General features: G+C 74.4%; 13 protein-coding genes and 1 pseudogene. 11 read left to right on the top strand and 3 right to left on the bottom strand.

Annotation, left to right across the window (positions count from 1 at the left end; all coding sequences use genetic code 11):
* Positions 1 to 30: 30 nt before the first annotated feature.
* Entirely contained in the window at positions 31 to 753 is a 723-nt protein-coding gene (locus tag LFA75_RS15990; RefSeq protein ID WP_225234605.1) for a CAP domain-containing protein, read from the bottom strand.
* A gap of 143 nt (positions 754 to 896) precedes the next feature.
* Here LFA75_RS15990 and LFA75_RS15995 point away from each other — a divergent pair, with 143 nt between their 5' ends.
* On the top strand, positions 897 to 2,225 hold the full coding sequence (locus tag LFA75_RS15995) for a hemolysin family protein (RefSeq protein WP_225234606.1): 1,329 nt from the start codon (positions 897 to 899) through the stop codon (positions 2,223 to 2,225).
* On the opposite strand, the gene galE is transcribed toward LFA75_RS15995, so the two are convergent.
* Entirely contained in the window at positions 2,222 to 3,172 is a 951-nt protein-coding gene (galE, locus tag LFA75_RS16000) for a UDP-glucose 4-epimerase GalE (protein ID WP_225234607.1), read from the bottom strand. The genes LFA75_RS15995 and galE overlap by 4 nt on opposite strands.
* A gap of 26 nt (positions 3,173 to 3,198) precedes the next feature.
* On the opposite strand from galE, the gene hisC reads away from it, so the two are divergent.
* The 4 genes from hisC to LFA75_RS24315 are packed head-to-tail and all read left to right on the top strand — an operon-like array spanning position 3,199 to position 7,156.
* Entirely contained in the window at positions 3,199 to 4,299 is a 1,101-nt protein-coding gene (gene hisC / locus LFA75_RS16005) for a histidinol-phosphate transaminase (protein ID WP_225234608.1), read from the top strand.
* Positions 4,300 to 4,336: 37 nt separating this feature from the next.
* Positions 4,337 to 5,356 (top strand): tryptophan--tRNA ligase, encoded by a 1,020-nt coding sequence (trpS, locus tag LFA75_RS16010; RefSeq protein ID WP_380093418.1) that lies wholly within the window; start codon positions 4,337 to 4,339, stop codon positions 5,354 to 5,356.
* Complete coding sequence (locus tag LFA75_RS16015; RefSeq protein WP_225234610.1) at positions 5,353 to 5,970, top strand: 2'-5' RNA ligase family protein; 618 nt, start codon at positions 5,353 to 5,355, stop codon at positions 5,968 to 5,970. The genes trpS and LFA75_RS16015 overlap by 4 nt, the downstream gene beginning before the upstream one ends.
* A gap of 46 nt (positions 5,971 to 6,016) precedes the next feature.
* Positions 6,017 to 7,156, top strand: coding sequence for a YihY/virulence factor BrkB family protein (locus LFA75_RS24315; protein WP_455428461.1), 1,140 nt, complete (start codon positions 6,017 to 6,019; stop codon positions 7,154 to 7,156).
* 382 nt (positions 7,157 to 7,538) lie between these two features.
* Here LFA75_RS24315 and LFA75_RS24320 read toward each other — a convergent pair.
* Positions 7,539 to 8,489 (bottom strand): annotated as a pseudogene (locus tag LFA75_RS24320) (D-alanyl-D-alanine carboxypeptidase family protein); the annotation flags it as partial.
* Positions 8,490 to 8,788: 299 nt separating this feature from the next.
* On the opposite strand from LFA75_RS24320, the gene LFA75_RS16030 reads away from it, so the two are divergent.
* The 6 genes from LFA75_RS16030 to LFA75_RS16055 all read left to right on the top strand — a co-directional run bounded on the left by LFA75_RS16030 (position 8,789) and on the right by LFA75_RS16055 (position 15,703).
* Positions 8,789 to 9,853: a BMP family lipoprotein gene (locus LFA75_RS16030; RefSeq protein ID WP_225234612.1), complete on the top strand. Its 1,065-nt coding sequence runs from the start codon at positions 8,789 to 8,791 to the stop codon at positions 9,851 to 9,853.
* Positions 9,854 to 10,004: 151 nt separating this feature from the next.
* Positions 10,005 to 11,537 (top strand): ABC transporter ATP-binding protein, encoded by a 1,533-nt coding sequence (locus LFA75_RS16035; RefSeq protein WP_225234613.1) that lies wholly within the window; start codon positions 10,005 to 10,007, stop codon positions 11,535 to 11,537.
* Complete coding sequence (locus LFA75_RS16040; RefSeq protein ID WP_225234614.1) at positions 11,534 to 12,748, top strand: ABC transporter permease; 1,215 nt, start codon at positions 11,534 to 11,536, stop codon at positions 12,746 to 12,748. Before LFA75_RS16035 ends, LFA75_RS16040 begins: the two co-directional genes overlap by 4 nt.
* Positions 12,745 to 14,025: an ABC transporter permease gene (locus LFA75_RS16045; protein ID WP_225234615.1), complete on the top strand. Its 1,281-nt coding sequence runs from the start codon at positions 12,745 to 12,747 to the stop codon at positions 14,023 to 14,025. The genes LFA75_RS16040 and LFA75_RS16045 overlap by 4 nt, the downstream gene beginning before the upstream one ends.
* The gene (locus LFA75_RS16050; protein WP_225234616.1) at positions 14,022 to 14,426 is read left to right on the top strand and encodes a cytidine deaminase; all 405 of its coding nucleotides are present in this window, start codon (positions 14,022 to 14,024) and stop codon (positions 14,424 to 14,426) included. Before LFA75_RS16045 ends, LFA75_RS16050 begins: the two co-directional genes overlap by 4 nt.
* Positions 14,423 to 15,703, top strand: a complete 1,281-nt coding sequence (locus tag LFA75_RS16055; protein ID WP_225234617.1) for a thymidine phosphorylase — start codon at positions 14,423 to 14,425, stop codon at positions 15,701 to 15,703. Before LFA75_RS16050 ends, LFA75_RS16055 begins: the two co-directional genes overlap by 4 nt.
* The last annotated feature ends 39 nt before the right edge of the window (positions 15,704 to 15,742 follow it).

Consider the following 15,742-nt stretch of genomic DNA (forward strand, 5'->3'; position numbering starts at 1 on the left):
ACCGCGGAGGGGGCCGTCGTGCGTCCGGGGTCAGCGGCCGAAGAGCTGGGTCCACCAGGGGCCGCCGGAGCCGTCGGCGACGCCGACGCCCAGGCGGGTGTTGCCGCAGTCCAGGATGTTGGCGCGGTGGCCCGGGCTGTCCATCCAGCCGGCCATGACCGACGCGCCGTCGCCGTAGCCCTGGGCGATGTTCTCCGCGCTCGCGCCGGACACCCCGGCGGCCGCGGCGCGGTCCCAGGGGCTGAGCCCGTCGGGCGTGGTGTGGCTGAAGTACCCGCGGTCGCGCATGTCCGCGCTGTGCGCCCGGGCCACCGCGGCGAGCCCGCCGTCGGCGACGACCGGCCCGCAGCCGGCCGCGGCGCGCTCGGCGTTGACCAGGTCCAGCACGGCGCCCTCGGGTCCCGGGCTCGCGGCGGGAGCCGGGGCCGGAGCAGGNGCCCACCACCGAGCCGACCACCACTCCCCCGCCGGGGAGGTCTCGGGCGCCGGCGGGGGAGTGGTGGTCGGCTCGGTGGTGGGCGGCGTGGTCGAGGCGGCCGTCGTGGTCGGGGCCGCCGTGGTGGTCGGCGCAGCGCTGGTGGTGGTCGCGCTCGGGGAGGTCGCCGCGGCCGGCACCGGGTCGGTGCGGCCGGGGAGCGTCCAGAGCACGCCGGCCAGGACGGCGAGCACGGCCAGGACGGCGAGGGCGGGCACCCACCGCCGTCCCCAGGGCAGCCCGCGCAGCAGCCGGCGGTCACGCCCGGGATCGGTCATGGCCGTCGACCCTAACCGGGCCTGGGCCCCGCGCGGCGGAACGTGCGCCGCCGGCCGGCCGTTGCCGGGTGGACCGTCCGCGTCCCGACCGGGATCCTGGGACGCCCGTCCCGCCCCGCACCCCCGAAGGAGCACGCCCGCTCGTGAGCGACGTCTGGCTCAACATCGTCATGGTCGTCGTCTTCGTCCTCATCGGCGGCGCGTTCGCCGGTGCGGAGATCGCCCTGGTCTCGCTGCGGGAGTCGCAGGTCCGCGCGCTGGGGGAGAAGGGCAAGCGCGGCACCGCGCTGACCAAGCTGCTCAGCGAACCCAACCGGTTCCTCGCCGCGGTGCAGGTCGGGGTCACCCTGGCCGGGTTCTTCTCCGCGGCCTTCGGCGCCAGCACCCTGTCGGCCCCGCTGGGGGAGTGGCTGGTGTCCCTCGGCCTGGCCGAGGGCGTGGCCGACCCGCTGAGCTTCGTGCTGGTCACCATCGCCATCAGCTACCTGTCCCTCGTGGTCGGCGAGCTGACCCCCAAGCGGCTGGCCCTGCAGCGCGCCGAGGGCTTCTCCCTCGTCGTCGCCGGCCCGCTCAACCGCATCGCCTCGGCGTTCCGGCCGGTCATCTGGCTGCTGTCCCGGTCCACCGACCTGCTGGTCCGGCTGCTGGGCGGGGACCCCAAGCAGAGCGGTGAGTCGATCAGCCAGGAGGAGCTGCGCGACCTCGTCGCCGCCCACGAGTCGCTGTCCAGCGACGAGCGCCGGCTCATCGACGAGGTCTTCCGCGCCGGGGACCGCGAGGTCCGCGAGGTGATGACCCCGCGCACCGAGGTCGACTTCCTCGACGCCTCGATGACGGCCAGCCGCGCGGCCAAGCTGATCGCGGAGTCGGGCCGGTCCCGGTACCCGGTGGTCGGCCGCACGCAGGACGACGTCGTCGGCTTCGTGCACGTCCGCGACCTGCTGCTGCCCAACCACCCGGCGGGCCGGGCGGCCACCGTGGGCGACCTGGCCCGCGAGGTCAAGCAGCTGCCGGGGACGGCGGGGGTGCTCACCGCGCTGTCGGAGATGCGCCGGGAGAGCCAGCACCTGGCCATCGTCGTCGACGAGTACGGCGGCACCGACGGCATCGTGACCCTGGAGGACCTCATCGAGGAGGTCATCGGGGAGATCTACGACGAGTACGACGAGGACGCCGTCCCGGAGAACGACGACCCCGCCGAGGGCCCGCACGACGTCGACGGCCTGCTCAACCTGGACGACTTCGCCGAGGCCACCGGGCTGCACCTGCCCGAGGGGCCCTACGAGACGGTGGCCGGCTGGGTGCTGGCCGAGCTGGGCCGGATCCCCGCCGTCGGGGACACCGCGTCGCACGAGGGGCGCGAGCTCACCGTCACCGAGCTCGACGGCCGGCGCATCGCCCGGATCGCGGTGTCACCCGCCCCGCCGCCGGAGGTCGACGGCGACACCCTCCGAGCGGACGCAGCCAGCTAGCGGCTCAGCTGGGCCCACGCGTCGGCGACCATCGTGGTCAGGTCCGCGTGCTCCGGCGTCCAGCCCAGGTCGGCGCGGATCCGGTCCGAGGAGGCGACCAGCTGGGCCGGGTCGCCGGCCCGCCGGGCGCCGACGACGACCGGCACCGGGTGCCCGGTGACCTCGCGGACGGCATCGACCACCTGCTGCACGCTGAACCCGGTGCCGTTGCCCAGGTTGTAGACGCGGTGCTCGCCCGGCGCGGGGGCGGGCAGGGCCAGCAGGTGCGCCTCGGCCAGGTCCAGCACGTGGACGTAGTCGCGGATGCAGGTGCCGTCGGGGGTCGGGTAGTCCTCGCCGAAGACGGTGATCGCGTCCCGGGTGCCGGCGGCGACCTGCAGCGCGATCGGGATGAGGTGGGTCTCGGTGGCGTGCCGCTCGCCCCGGCCGAACCCGGCGCCGGCCACGTTGAAGTACCGCAGGCTCACCGCGGCGAAGGAGTGCGCCACCGCGTAGGAGGTCAACATGTGGTCCACGGCCAGCTTCGAGGCGCCGTAGGTGTTGGTCGGGCGGGTGGGGGCGTCCTCCCGGATCGGCACCGACTCCGGCTCGCCGTAGGTGGCCGCGGTGGAGGAGAAGACGATCCGCCGGCAGTCCACCGCCCGCATCGCCTCCAGCAGCGCGAGCGACCCGCCGACGTTGGTGTGCCAGTAGTCCTCGGGCTGGGTCTGGGAGACCCCGACCAGGCTCTTGGCCGCGAAGTGCAGCACGGCCTCGGGCCGGACGTCGGCCAGGACCGGGCCCGAGTCGTGCAGGGACGCCCGGACGAAGGTCGCGCCCTCGGGGACGGCGTCGGCGTGGCCGGTCGACAGGTCGTCCAGCACGGTCACCTCGTGGCCCCGGTCGAGCAGGGCCGCGGTGACTACGCTGCCGATGTAGCCGGCGCCGCCGGCGACGAGAACTCGCATGTCCCCAGCCTACGGAGGACGTCCCCATGGTCAGCCCGCGCGCGGCGGTGAGCGCCCTCCCGGCCTACCGGCCCGGCCGGAACCCGGCCGACCTGGCCCGTGAGATCGGCGTCCCCAAGGCCGTGAAGCTGGCCAGCAACGAGGTCGCCTTCCCGCCGCTGCCGGCCGTGGTCGCGGCGATCTCGCAGGTGGCGGGGGAGACCAACCGCTACCCGGACAACGGCGCCGCGGTGCTGACCGGCGACCTCGCCCGCCGCTACGGCGTCGACCCCGGCCAGGTGGCCGTCGGGTGCGGTGCGGTCACGCTGCTCCAGCAGGTGGCCCAGGCCTACTGCGACCCCGGCACCGGCTTGGTCTACGCCTGGCGGTCCTTCGAGATGTACCCGCTGCTGGCCCGGGTCGCCGGCGCCACCGCCGTCCAGGTGCCGCTGGTGCCGGGCACCGACGGCGGCCGGGCCGACACCCACGACCTCGACGGCCTGCTGGCCGCGGTGGACGAGACCACCCGCGTCGTCCTCGTGTGCAACCCGAACAACCCGACCGGGACGGCGGTCCGGCGGCCGGCGCTCGAGCGCTTCCTGGACGCCGTGCCCGCCACCACCCTGGTCGTGCTGGACGAGGCCTACCGGGAGTTCGTCACCGACCCCGAGGTGCCCGACGGCGTCGAGCTGATGCGCGGGCGGCCCAACGTCGCGGTCCTGCGCACGTTCTCCAAGGCCTGGGGGCTGGCCGGCCTGCGGGTGGGCTACCTGCTGGCCGAGGACCCCGCCGTGGCCGAGGCGGTGCGCAAGACGCACGTGCCCTTCGGCGTCTCGATGGTCGCCCAGGCCGCCGCGGTCGCCGCGCTGGCCAGCGAGGACGAGGTGCGCGCCCGGGTCGCCGAGGTCACCGCCGAGCGGGAGCGGCTGACCGCCGCGCTGCGGGAGCGCGGGCAGTCCGTCGCCGACAGCCAGGCCAACTTCGTCTGGCTCCCGCTGGGCGAGCGCACCGCCGAGCTCGCCGCTGCCCTGGAGGCCCGGGCCGTGATCACCCGCCCCTTCGCCGGCGAGGGCCTGCGGGTCACCGTCGGGACCCCCGAGGAGGACGACGTCTTCCTGGCCGCCCTCGACGAGATCGTCCGCGGCTAGGCGGGTCCGGCGGGGGACGGGTGGGGTGCGTGGTTCGATGAGGGACGTGCCTGCTCCCCGCGTGCTGTCCGGCATCCAGCCGACGGCGGACTCCTTCCACCTCGGCAACCACCTCGGGGCGCTGCGGCAGTGGGTCAGCATGCAGGCCGACCACGACGCCTTCTACTGCGTCGTGGACCTGCACGCGATCACCGTCGAGCAGGACCCGGCGGTGCTCCGCCGGCGCACGCTGGTCAGCGCCGCCCAGCTGCTGGCGCTGGGCGTCGACCCCGACCGCAGCGCGCTCTTCGTGCAGAGCCACGTGCCCGAGCACGCCCAGCTGGGGTGGGTGCTGCAGTGCATCACCGGCTTCGGCGAGGCCGGCCGGATGACCCAGTTCAAGGACAAGTCCGCGCGGCAGGGCCAGTCCAGCACCAGCGTCGGGCTGTTCACCTACCCGATCCTGCAGGCCGCCGACATCCTGCTGTACCAGGCCCAGCGGGTCCCGGTCGGTGAGGACCAGCGCCAGCACCTGGAGCTGACCCGCGACCTGGCCACCCGGTTCAACAGCCGGTTCGGCGAGACCTTCGTGCTGCCGGAGGCCTACATCCCGCAGGGTGCGGCCAAGGTCCTGGACCTGCAGCAGCCGGACAAGAAGATGTCCAAGAGCCTGCCCGAGGCCGGCTGCGTGAACCTGCTCGACGACCCCAAGGTGATCGGGAAGCGGATCCGCAGCGCCGTCACCGACACCGGCCGCGAGGTCGTGTTCGACCCCGAGGGCAAGCCCGGCGTCAGCAACCTGCTGACCATCCACTCCGCCTTCTCCGGGGTGCCGGTGCCCGAGCTCGAGCAGCGGTTCGCCGGCCGCGGCTACGGCGACCTGAAGAAGGAGCTCGCCGAGGTCGTCGTCGAGGCCCTGGCCCCGGTGCAGGCCCGCACCGCCGAGCTGCTCGCCGACACCGCCGAGCTGGAGCTGGTGCTCGCCGCCGGTGCCGCCCGGGCCCGCGAGGTCGCCGCCCCCACCCTGGCCGCCGTCTACGACCGGATCGGTTTCCTGCCTCCCTCGGGGGCCCGGTGACCAGGCCGGTACCCCCTCCCCGACAGCAGCCCCCGCGCCGGCACGACGACACGTTCGTCCCGCGCAACGCCCACCGCGCCGTCGGCGCGACCGCCGTGCTGGGCGTCGTCGTGGACATCCCCGAGCCCTGGGCGCAGCTGCTGGTCAACTGGCGCGCCAAGTGCGGGGACCCGCAGGCCGGGGTGGTGCCGCCGCACGTCACCCTGCTGCCGCCCACCGAGGTCGCCACCGTCGACCGGTCGCTGATCTCCGCCCACCTGGCCGCCGTGGCCCGCAGCCACCCGCCCTTCGAGATCCGCCTGCAGGGCACCGGCACCTTCCGGCCGGTCTCCGAGGTGGTCTTCGTGGCCGTCGCCGCGGGCGTCGCCGACTGCGCGGCGATCGCCACCGACGTCCGCAGCGGCCCGCTGGCCCGGCCGTTGTCGTTCCCGTACCACCCGCACGTCACCGTGGCCCACGACGTGCCCGCCGAGGCCCTCGACATGGCGGCCACCGAGCTGGCCGGGCTGGAGTGCACCTTCCCGGTCGGGCACTTCACCGAGTTCGAGCAGCAGCCCAGCGGTGCCTGGGCCGTGGCCCGCCGGCACCCGCTGACCGGCCCGCCGCGCGCCTGACCGTCCCGGTCGGCGCCCGCCCGCCCCGACCCGGAGAATCGGCGCCGTGACCACAGCGCAGGAGCCGGCCCCCGGCGGCAACGTGATCACCCGGACCGTCGACGGCGTCCGCGACCTGATCCACCGCGGCCGGGCCGCCCAGCCCTGGTTCGACCACCTGGTGCACGCCGGCGGGCACTACAACCGCGCGCAGGGCGACGTCCTCGCCTCGGCCGTGACCTACTACGCCTTCCTGGCGCTGTTCCCCGTCGTGCTGCTGCTGGCCTCGATCGCCGGCTTCGTGCTGGCCGGGAACACCGCGCTGCAGCTGGAGCTGGTCGAGGCCATCCAGGACGCCGTCCCCGGCAAGACCGGCAGCGACCTGGCGCAGGCCGTGGTGGGCGCCATCAACGCCCGGAGCACCACGGGGGTGATCGGGCTGGTGGGCTTCCTGGTCGTCGGCCTGGGCGCGGTGGACAAGCTCCGGGTCGGGATGGACGTGGTCTGGCGCGGCAGACCCGACCAGCCCGACTTCCTCGGCGACCGGCTCAAGGACCTGCTGGTGCTGCTCGGGCTGGCCGGCGCCGGCGTGCTGTCCATCGCGCTGAGCACGGGGACGACGGCGGCGGCGGGCTACGCCTTCGACCTGCTGGGCATCGACCAGGTACCCGGGTTCTTCCTGCTCACCGGGGTGCTCGGCATCGGGCTGGCCCTGGTCGGCGACACCCTGGTCTTCCTGTGGGTGCTCAAGGGCGTGCCGAACACGCCCTTCGGCATCCGGATGCTGCTGCCGGGTGCCGTCTTCGGCGCCGTCGGGTTCGAGGTGCTGAAGTTCGTGGGCGGCTACTACCTGAACATCCTCAGCGGCAACGTGACCGTCTCGGCGTTCGGCGGGTTCGTCGGGCTGATCATCTGGATCAACGTGGTCGCCCGGTTCGCCTTCTTCACGGCCGCGTGGACCGCGACCCTCCCGGCGGTCGAGCACTCGGCCGCGGGGGTCCCGCACGGCCCGCCGAGCCCGACCCGGCTGCCCGACGTGGTGCTGGTCGACGAACGCGGTCCGCGCCCGGCTCCGCTCGCCCTCGCGGCGGGGCTGCTGGGGGCAGGGGCGCTGATGGGTGCGGCGGCAGGGCGCCGGGTCCCCGCCGTGGTCCGTCGCCGGGGCCGCCGGCCGGCCCGTCGTCCCGACGCGGCGGCGGACGCCTGACCGCCCGGTCGTCGGACCACCCGCCGGCCGGCACCAGCCGGACGGCCCGCCGGCGGCCGACCACCGTGGCGACCACGACCGCCGCCGCCGCCGTGCCGAGGGCCACGGGCAGCAGGACGGACTCGGCGGGCGCCTGGGTGGACGCCGGCTGCACGGCGGCGCTCTGTGCGGCGGCCGCGGCGTCGGCGGCCTCGGCCGAGCTCAGCGTGCCGTCGGCGGGGGAGGGGACGGCGAGGTCGGCCGACGCGGCGTCGCTGCCGACCTCGCCCGGTGCGACCAGGGTGCCCACCCCGCTGCCGGTCGGGGTGGCGAAGCCCCAGTCCAGCAGCCGCTCCGCCTGCTGGGTCGTGGAGACCGGGTAGCGCTCGGTCTGCATGAGGCTGACCACCAACCGGCGGCCGTCGCGCTGCGCGGCGGCCACGAAGGTGTGCCGGGCGGCGTCGGTGAAGCCGGTCTTGCCGCCCAGGGTGCCCGGGTACTCGGTGAGCAGGGTGTTCTGGGTCTGGATCTGGTAACCGTCGCTCTTGCCGGGGACCGCGGGCATCTGCGCGGTCGTCTGCTGCAGGATCGCCGCGGTCGTGGGGTCGTCCACCAGCTGGGCCATGATCAGCGCCAGGTCGTAGGCCGAGGACGTCTGGCCCGCGACGTCCAGCCCGGACGGCGTGCCGGCCACGGTGTCCAGGGCGCCGATCCGCTGGGCCGTGGCGTTCATCGCCGCCAGCGTCGCCGGCACCCCGCCCGCGGCCCGGGCCAGGGCGTTGGCGGCGTCGTTGCCCGACTGCATGACCAGGGCGTCGAACAGCAGCGACACCGGGTACTGGCCACCGGCCACCAGGCCGACCCGGCTGCCCTCGACCGACTCGTCCTCGGTGGTGCCCTCCACGACGAGCGCCGGGTCCAGCGCCGGGGCGAGGGTGAGCAGCGTGAGCGTCTTCAGCGTGCTGGCCGGGTAGTAGCGGCCGTGCGGGTCCTGGGCGCCGAGCACCTCGCCGGTGTCCAGGTCGGCGACCACCCAGCCGCGCGCGCCGATGCCCTCGGGCAGGGCCGGTGCCCCGGCGACGGTGACCAGGCCGCGGGTGTCCAGGCCGTCGCCGCCCACGGTGCTGCCGTCGGGGGCGTGGCCCTGCGCGGGACCGCCGTCCTGGGGGGCGGTCCCGCGCNCCCGGCGCTCGTCGTGGAGGGCACCACCGAGGACGAGTCGGTCGAGGGCAGCCGGGTCGACGGTCGGCCGGGACGTGTCCTCGGCCAGGGCGGCCGGGACGCCGGCCAGCAGGACGACGCCCGTGACCAGCGCCACCGCGGCCGCGCGGGCACCGGGCAGCAGGGATCGCATGGTGCGCGACGCTAACCGTGGGAGGGGCGGACCGGGGTGGCCCGGGTGCGTGTCGGCTCCGTCGCGTGACGCATGTGCCGGGTGTGCCGGGGCGGGCGCCACGTGTCGGCCACGTCGCCGGGTCCTAACGATCGGGTCTCGGTGTCCCTGCGGTGGTGCCGGGGGGACACCGGCCGCGGCTAGCGTGCCGGAATCGCCGCCTCGCCCCTCCGCGGGCCCGGGGCGGTGGGACACCCGAGAGCACACCCCGGGGCGCACCCCCTCCGGGTGGGCGTCGCCCCACACGAGAGGAGAACCCCTTGCGCCGAGCGCGTGGGATGAAGCTGGCCGCCCTGGCCATCGCCGGCAGCCTGGCCCTGGCGGCCTGCGCCAGCGACGAGGACACCAGCGGCAGCGGTGGCAGCGCGAGCAGCGGCGGCAGCGAGGACGGCCCGAAGATCGGCCTCGCCTACGACACCGGCGGCCGCGGCGACAAGTCCTTCAACGACTCGGCCTACGCCGGCGTCGAGGCGGCCATCGAGGCCAACGGCGGCTCCGTGCAGGAGGTCTCGCCCAACAGCGACGCCTCCGACCGGGCCGACCTGCTGACCCAGCTCGCCGACCAGGGCTTCAACCCGATCATCGCCGTCGGCTTCGCCTACGGCGACGTGATCGGCGACGTGGCCCAGCAGTACCCCGACGTCGACTTCGCCATCGTCGACTCCACCGGCGTGGACGTCGCCGACAACGTGACCGGCCTGCAGTTCGCCGCCAACCAGGGCTCGTTCCTGGGTGGCGTCGCGGCCGCGACCAAGAGCGAGACCGGCCACGTCGGCTTCGTCGGCGGCGTCGAGACCCCGCTGATCCAGGCCTTCGAGGCCGGCTTCGTCGCCGGTGCGCAGACCGTCAACCCGCAGATCATCATCGACCGGCAGTACATCTCGCCGGCCGGTGACTTCTCCGGGTTCAACGACCCCGCCCGCGGCCAGATCGTGGCCCAGGGCATGTTCGACGCCGGCGCCGACATCGTCTACGCCGCCGCCGGTGGTTCGGGCATCGGTGTCTTCCAGGCCGCCGCGGCCTCCGGTGGCCGGGCCATCGGGGTCGACTCCGACCAGTACGAGACCGTCGGCGACGCCTCGCTGCAGGCCGTGATCATGACCTCGGTCCTCAAGCGCGTGGACAACGCGGTCGAGGCCTACATCGGCACCTTCGTCGACGGCAGCGTCGAGGGCGGCACCGACGTGGTCAACGACCTGTCCACCGAGGGTGTGGGCCTGTCCTACTCCGGCGGGTTCATCGACGACATCCAGTCGACGATCGACGACTACACCCAGCAGATCGTCGACGGCGAGATCACCGTCCCGGAGACCCCGACCGACTGACGTCGGGTCGCCTCCAGCAGCAGGACGACGGGCCCGGGCGGTAGCGCCCGGGCCCGTCGTTTCTGCTGTGTACCGTCCCACCGTCGGGACTCCGGCGGGCCCAGCGCCCAGCCGACCGAAGATCGTCCACCGAGGAGCACCGGGAGTGGCAGTGACGGAGTCAGCACCGTCGGCGGTGGAGCTGCGCGGGATCACCAAGCGGTTCCCGGGGGTCGTCGCGAACAAGGACATCGAGCTGCGGGTCGCCCGCGGCGAGGTCCACGCGATCGTGGGCGAGAACGGCGCCGGCAAGTCGACGCTGATGAAGACCCTGTACGGCATGCACCGGCCCGACGAGGGCCAGATCCTGCTCGACGGCCGCGAGGTCGTCTTCAAGAGCCCCGGCGACGCGATCGCGGCCGGCGTCGGCATGGTGCACCAGCACTTCATGCTGGCCGACAACCTGACGGTCCTGGAGAACGTGGTCCTGGGCGCGGAGAAGGCGCACGGCATCGGTGCCGCCGCCCGCCGCCGGATCACCGAGATCTCCGAGTCCTACGCCCTGGGCCTGGAGCCCGACGACCTGGTCGAGGACCTCGGCGTGGGCGACCGGCAGCGGGTGGAGATCGCCAAGGTGCTCTACCGCGGCGCGACCACGCTGATCCTGGACGAGCCCACCGCCGTCCTGGTGCCGCAGGAGGTCGACGAGCTGTTCGGCAACCTGGCCGAGCTCAAGCGCGAGGGCCTCACGGTCATCTTCATCTCCCACAAGCTCGACGAGGTGCGGAAGGTGGCCGACTCGATCACCGTCATCCGCCGCGGCACCACGGTGGGCACCGCCGACCCGCGGACGACGACGGCCAAGCAGCTGGCCGAGATGATGGTCGGCGCCGAGCTGCCCACCCCGGAGACCCGCACCTCCACCGTCCGCGACACCCCGGTGCTGGAGCTGCGCGGGGTCACCGTGGCCGGCCAGGGCGCCCGCCCCGCCGTCGACGACGTCACGCTGACCGTCCGCGAGGGCGAGGTCGTGGGCATCGCCGGCGTCGAGGGCAACGGCCAGGCCGAGCTGGTGGACGCGATCATGGGCCTGCGCCCGCTGGCCGCCGGGACGGTCGTGCTCGGCACCGACGACATCACCGCCTGGACCACCCGGACCCGGCGCGAGCGCGGCATCGGGTTCATCCCCGAGGACCGGCACCGCCAGGGCATGCTGCTGGACGCCCCGCTCTGGGAGAACCGGGTGCTGGGCCACCAGACCGAGGCCCCCAACGCCCGCGGCCTGTTCATCGACCGCAAGGCCGCCCGGGCCGACACCGAGCGGATCATGCGGGAGTACGACGTCCGCGCCCCGGGGCCGAACACCCTGGCCGTCGCCCTGTCCGGCGGCAACCAGCAGAAGCTCATCGTCGGTCGCGAGATGAGCGCCAAGCCGCGGCTGCTGATCGCCGCGCACCCCACCCGCGGCGTCGACGTCGGCGCGCAGTCGGTCATCTGGGAACTGCTCAAGGACGCCCGCGCGGAGGGGATGGGGATCGTGCTGATCTCGGCCGACCTGGACGAGCTGATCGGCCTGTCCGACACCCTCCAGGTCATGCTGCGCGGCGCCGTGGTCGCCACCCTCGACCCGGGCGCGGTCACCCCCGAGCAGCTCGGCGGGTACATGACCGGCGCGGTCGCCGGCACCGCGGCGGGTGCGGCGTGACCGTGCTGCGCCGCACCGGCCAGGCGCTGCTCGCGCCGCTGCTGGCCGTGGTCATCGCCCTGGTCATCTCCGGGGCGGTCATGGCCGCCATCGGGGTCGACCCGCTGCGGGCGCTGTCGGTCATGACCGACTTCGGCGAGACCCCCTCGCAGCAGGTCACCGCGATCGTCGTCGTCCTCAACCGCGCCGTCCCGCTGTTCCTGGCCGGGCTGGCGGTGGCCGTCGCCTTCCGCATGGGCCTGTTCAACATCGGCGTCGAGGGCCAGTACCGGATGGCCACCGTCGTCGCCGCCGGCGTGGGGGCCTCGGTGTCGCTGCCGGGCCCGCTGCACGTCCTGCTGATCATCGTGGTCGCGATGGGCATGGCCGCGATCTGGGCCGGCATCGTCGGCGTCCTCAAGGTCACCCGCGGCGTGTCCGAGGTGATCAGCTCGATCATGCTGAACTTCATCGCGCTGGGGCTGGCGTCCTTCCTGCTCACCGGCCCGCTGCGGGGCAGCGAGCCGGGCGCCTCCATCGTCACGACGAAGGAGATCCCGGAGTCGGGCTGGTTCCCCTCGCTCAACGGGGTCTTCGGCGCCCTCGGCCTGGCCAACCCGCCGCGGCAGCTCTACGGCTTCCTGCTGGTGGCGGTCGTGGTGGGCGTCGTGGTCGCGGTGCTGCTCAAGCGCACCCGGTTCGGCTTCGACCTGCGGGCCACCGGCCTGTCGGCGTCGGCGGCCTCGGCCAGCGGCGTGGACGCCAAGCGCATGGTCATCACCACGATGCTGATCTCCGGTGCGATCGCCGGGCTGATCGGCCTGCCCGACCTGCTGGGCGCCGACCACAACTACGGCACCCAGTTCACCTCCGGGCTGGGCTTCCTGGGCATCGCGATCGCCCTGCTGGGCCGCAACAACCCGATCGGCATCGCGGTCGCCGCGGTGCTCTTCGCCTTCCTGGACCGGGCGTCGGTGCCGCTGCAGATCGCCAACATCCCGTCCTCGGTGGTCACGATCATCCAGGGCACGATCGTGCTCGCGGTGGTCATCGCCAACGAGGTCGCCCGCCGCATCGCCCGCCGCCAGGCCGAGTCGGGCACGGCGGTCGCCCCGCCGGCCGCCGGCGACGGCAGCAGCGGCGAGCCCGACGCCGGTCCGCCGAGCGGGCCCGCGCTGAGCAACGCCTCCGGCGCCACCGGCCGCACCGACCCGATGGGGAGCGCCTCGTGAGCACCGCGACCACCGCCGGCACCACCGCCCCGTCCCGGGGCCCGGTGACCGAGCTCTTCATGGGCGGCGGCCGCGGGCGCCGGCTCACCTGGATCCTGGTCGGCCTGCTGCTGCTGGTCTCCGCCGTCCGGGTCATCTCCGGGCAGCAGGCGCTGACGTCGTCCTCGACGATGGCCGCCACGCTGCTGCTGGCCGTGCCGCTGCTGCTGGCGGCGCTGGGCGGGTTGTTCGCCGAGCGGGCCGGCGTGGTGAACATCGGCCTGGACGGGATGATGATCCTGGGCACCTGGGGGGCCGGTTTCGCCGGCTACCAGTGGGGCTGGCAGGGCGCCGTGCTCGGCGGCATCCTCATGGGCGCCCTGGGCGGGCTGCTGCACGCGGTCGCCACCGTCACCTTCGGCGTCGACCACGTGATCTCCGGCGTCGCGATCAACATCCTGGCCGCCGGCGTCGTCCGCTTCCTGTCCGAGTCGATCTACGTGGACAACCCGGCCGGCGGTGGCGTCACCCAGTCCCCGGCGATGTCCTCCCGACCGCCGACGTTCTCGCTGCCGGTGCTCTCCTCGGGCCCGGACCTGCTGGGCAAGCTGGAGAACCTGCACTGGTTCCTGCTCAGCGACCTGGCCGGGGTGCTGCGCGGGTTCACCAACGGCGTCGGCGTGCTCACCGTCGTCGCCGTCCTCATGGTGCCCGGGGCCTACCTGCTGCTGTGGCGCACCGCGTTCGGGCTGCGCCTGCGCTCCTGCGGGGAGAACCCGGCCGCGGCGGACTCCCTGGGCGTGCCTGTCTACCGGCTCAAGTACATCGCCGTGGTCATCTCGGGCTCGCTCGCCGGGCTGGGCGGGGTGTTCCTGGTCTTCATCGCCAACATCTACCGCGAGGGCCAGACCAACGGCCGCGGGTTCATCGGCCTGGCCGCGCTGATCTTCGGCAACTGGCGCCCCGGTGGCCTGGCCGCCGGCGCCGGTCTGTTCGGGTTCGCCGACGCCCTGCAGCTGCGCAGCCGCACCGGCGTGGTCGCCCTGCTGCTGCTGGTGGCGATCCTGCTGCTGGCCGTCGCGGTGGTGCAGGGCGCCCGCGGCAAGATCACCCAGGCGGTGACGGCGGCAGCCTTCGCGGCCGCCTCGCTGGTGGGCTACATCGTCATCGACGAGCTGCCCGAGGGCATCGTCAGCTTCACCCCGCACCTGACCACGCTGCTGGTGCTGTCCCTGGCCTCCCAACGGCTGCGGATGCCCAAGGCCGACGGACTGGTCTACCGGAGAGGCGAACATTGATCGACTGGGATGCCCTGCGCGCCGCGGCGCGCGAGGCCATGACGCACGCCTACGCGCCGTACTCGCACTTCCCGGTGGGTGTCGCCGGGTTGGTCGACGACGGCCGGGTGGTCACCGGCTGCAACGTCGAGAACGCCTCGTACGGCATCGGGCTGTGCGCCGAGTGCGGGATGGTCAGCGAGCTCGCCCGCTCCGGCGGCGGCCGGCTGGTCGCGGTGGCCTGCGTCGGCGGTGACGGCCAGCCGCTCATGCCGTGCGGCCGGTGCCGGCAGCTGCTCTGGGAGTTCGGCGGCGCGGACATGATGATCGAGACCGTGTCGCTGGGGATCGTGCCGATGCGCGAGGTGCTGCCCGACGCGTTCGGCCCCGAGGACCTGGTGAAGGCGGCGGAGCGGGCATGAGCACCCACGACGCGATCGACGTCATCCGGGCCAAGCGGGACGGCGTCGAGCTGTCCGGCGACCAGATCCGCTGGGTCATCGGCGCCTACACCGCGGGCCAGGTGCCCGACGAGCAGATGAGCGCGTTGCTGATGAGCGTGTTCTTCCGCGGCATGACGCCGGCAGAGCTCGCCGCGTGGACCCAGGCGATGATCGACTCCGGCGTCCGCAAGGACCTGTCCGGGCTGGGCCGCCCGACCGCGGACAAGCACTCCACCGGCGGCGTGGGGGACAAGACCACCCTGCCGCTGGCGCCCCTGGTCGCCGCGTGCGGCGTCGCCGTCCCGCAGCTGTCCGGCCGCGGGCTCGGGCACACCGGCGGCACGCTGGACAAGCTGGAGGCCATCCCCGGCTGGCGGGCGGCGCTGACCGAGGACGAGTACCTCGCCCAGCTCCGCGACGTCGGTGCCGTGGTGTGCGCGGCCGGCAACGACCTGGCCCCGGCGGACAAGCTGCTCTACGCGCTGCGCGACGTCACCGGCACGGTCGAGTCGATCCCGCTGATCGCCAGCTCGATCATGAGCAAGAAGATCGCCGAGGGCGCCGACGCGCTCGTGCTGGACGTCAAGACCGGCAGCGGCGCGTTCATGAAGGACGTCGAGAGCTCCCGCGAGCTGGCCCGCACCATGGTCGGCCTCGGCGAGGCCGCCGGCGTGCGCACCGTGGCCCTGGTGACCGCGATGGACCGTCCGCTGGGCCGCTCGGCGGGCAACGCCGTCGAGGTCGCGGAGTCCCTCGAGGTGCTGGCCGGCGGCGGACCGGCCGACCTGGTCGAGCTGACCCTGGCCCTGGCCCGCGAGATGCTGGCCGGCGCCGGGCGCCCGGACGTCGACCCCGCCGCGGCGCTGGCCGACGGCCGGGCCATGGACTCCTGGAAGGCCATGATCCGTGCCCAGGGCGGTGACCCCGACGCCCCGCTGCCGCAGCCGACCGAGCGCCACGTGGTCACCGCGCCGGCCACCGGCACGCTCACCCGGCTGGACGCCTACGCCCTGGGCGTGGCCGCCTGGCGGCTGGGTGCCGGCCGGGCGCGCAAGGAGGACCCGGTGTCGGCCGCGGCCGGCGTCGTCTGGCACGCGTCGGTGGGGGAGCAGGTGACCGCCGGCCAGCCGCTGCTGGAGCTGCAGACCGACGACGCCTCGCGGATCGAGCGGGCGCTGGCGGCCCTGGACGGCGCCGTGGGCGTCGACACCGAGGACACCGTGCTGCCGCTGGTGGTCGACCGCATCACGTCCTGAGGAGCGGGGGCCCGCAGGGTCCCCCGACGAAGGACTCGT

Origin of the sequence: Klenkia terrae (assembly GCF_900491935.1) — a bacterium.
Lineage (GTDB): Bacteria > Actinomycetota > Actinomycetes > Mycobacteriales > Geodermatophilaceae > Klenkia > Klenkia terrae.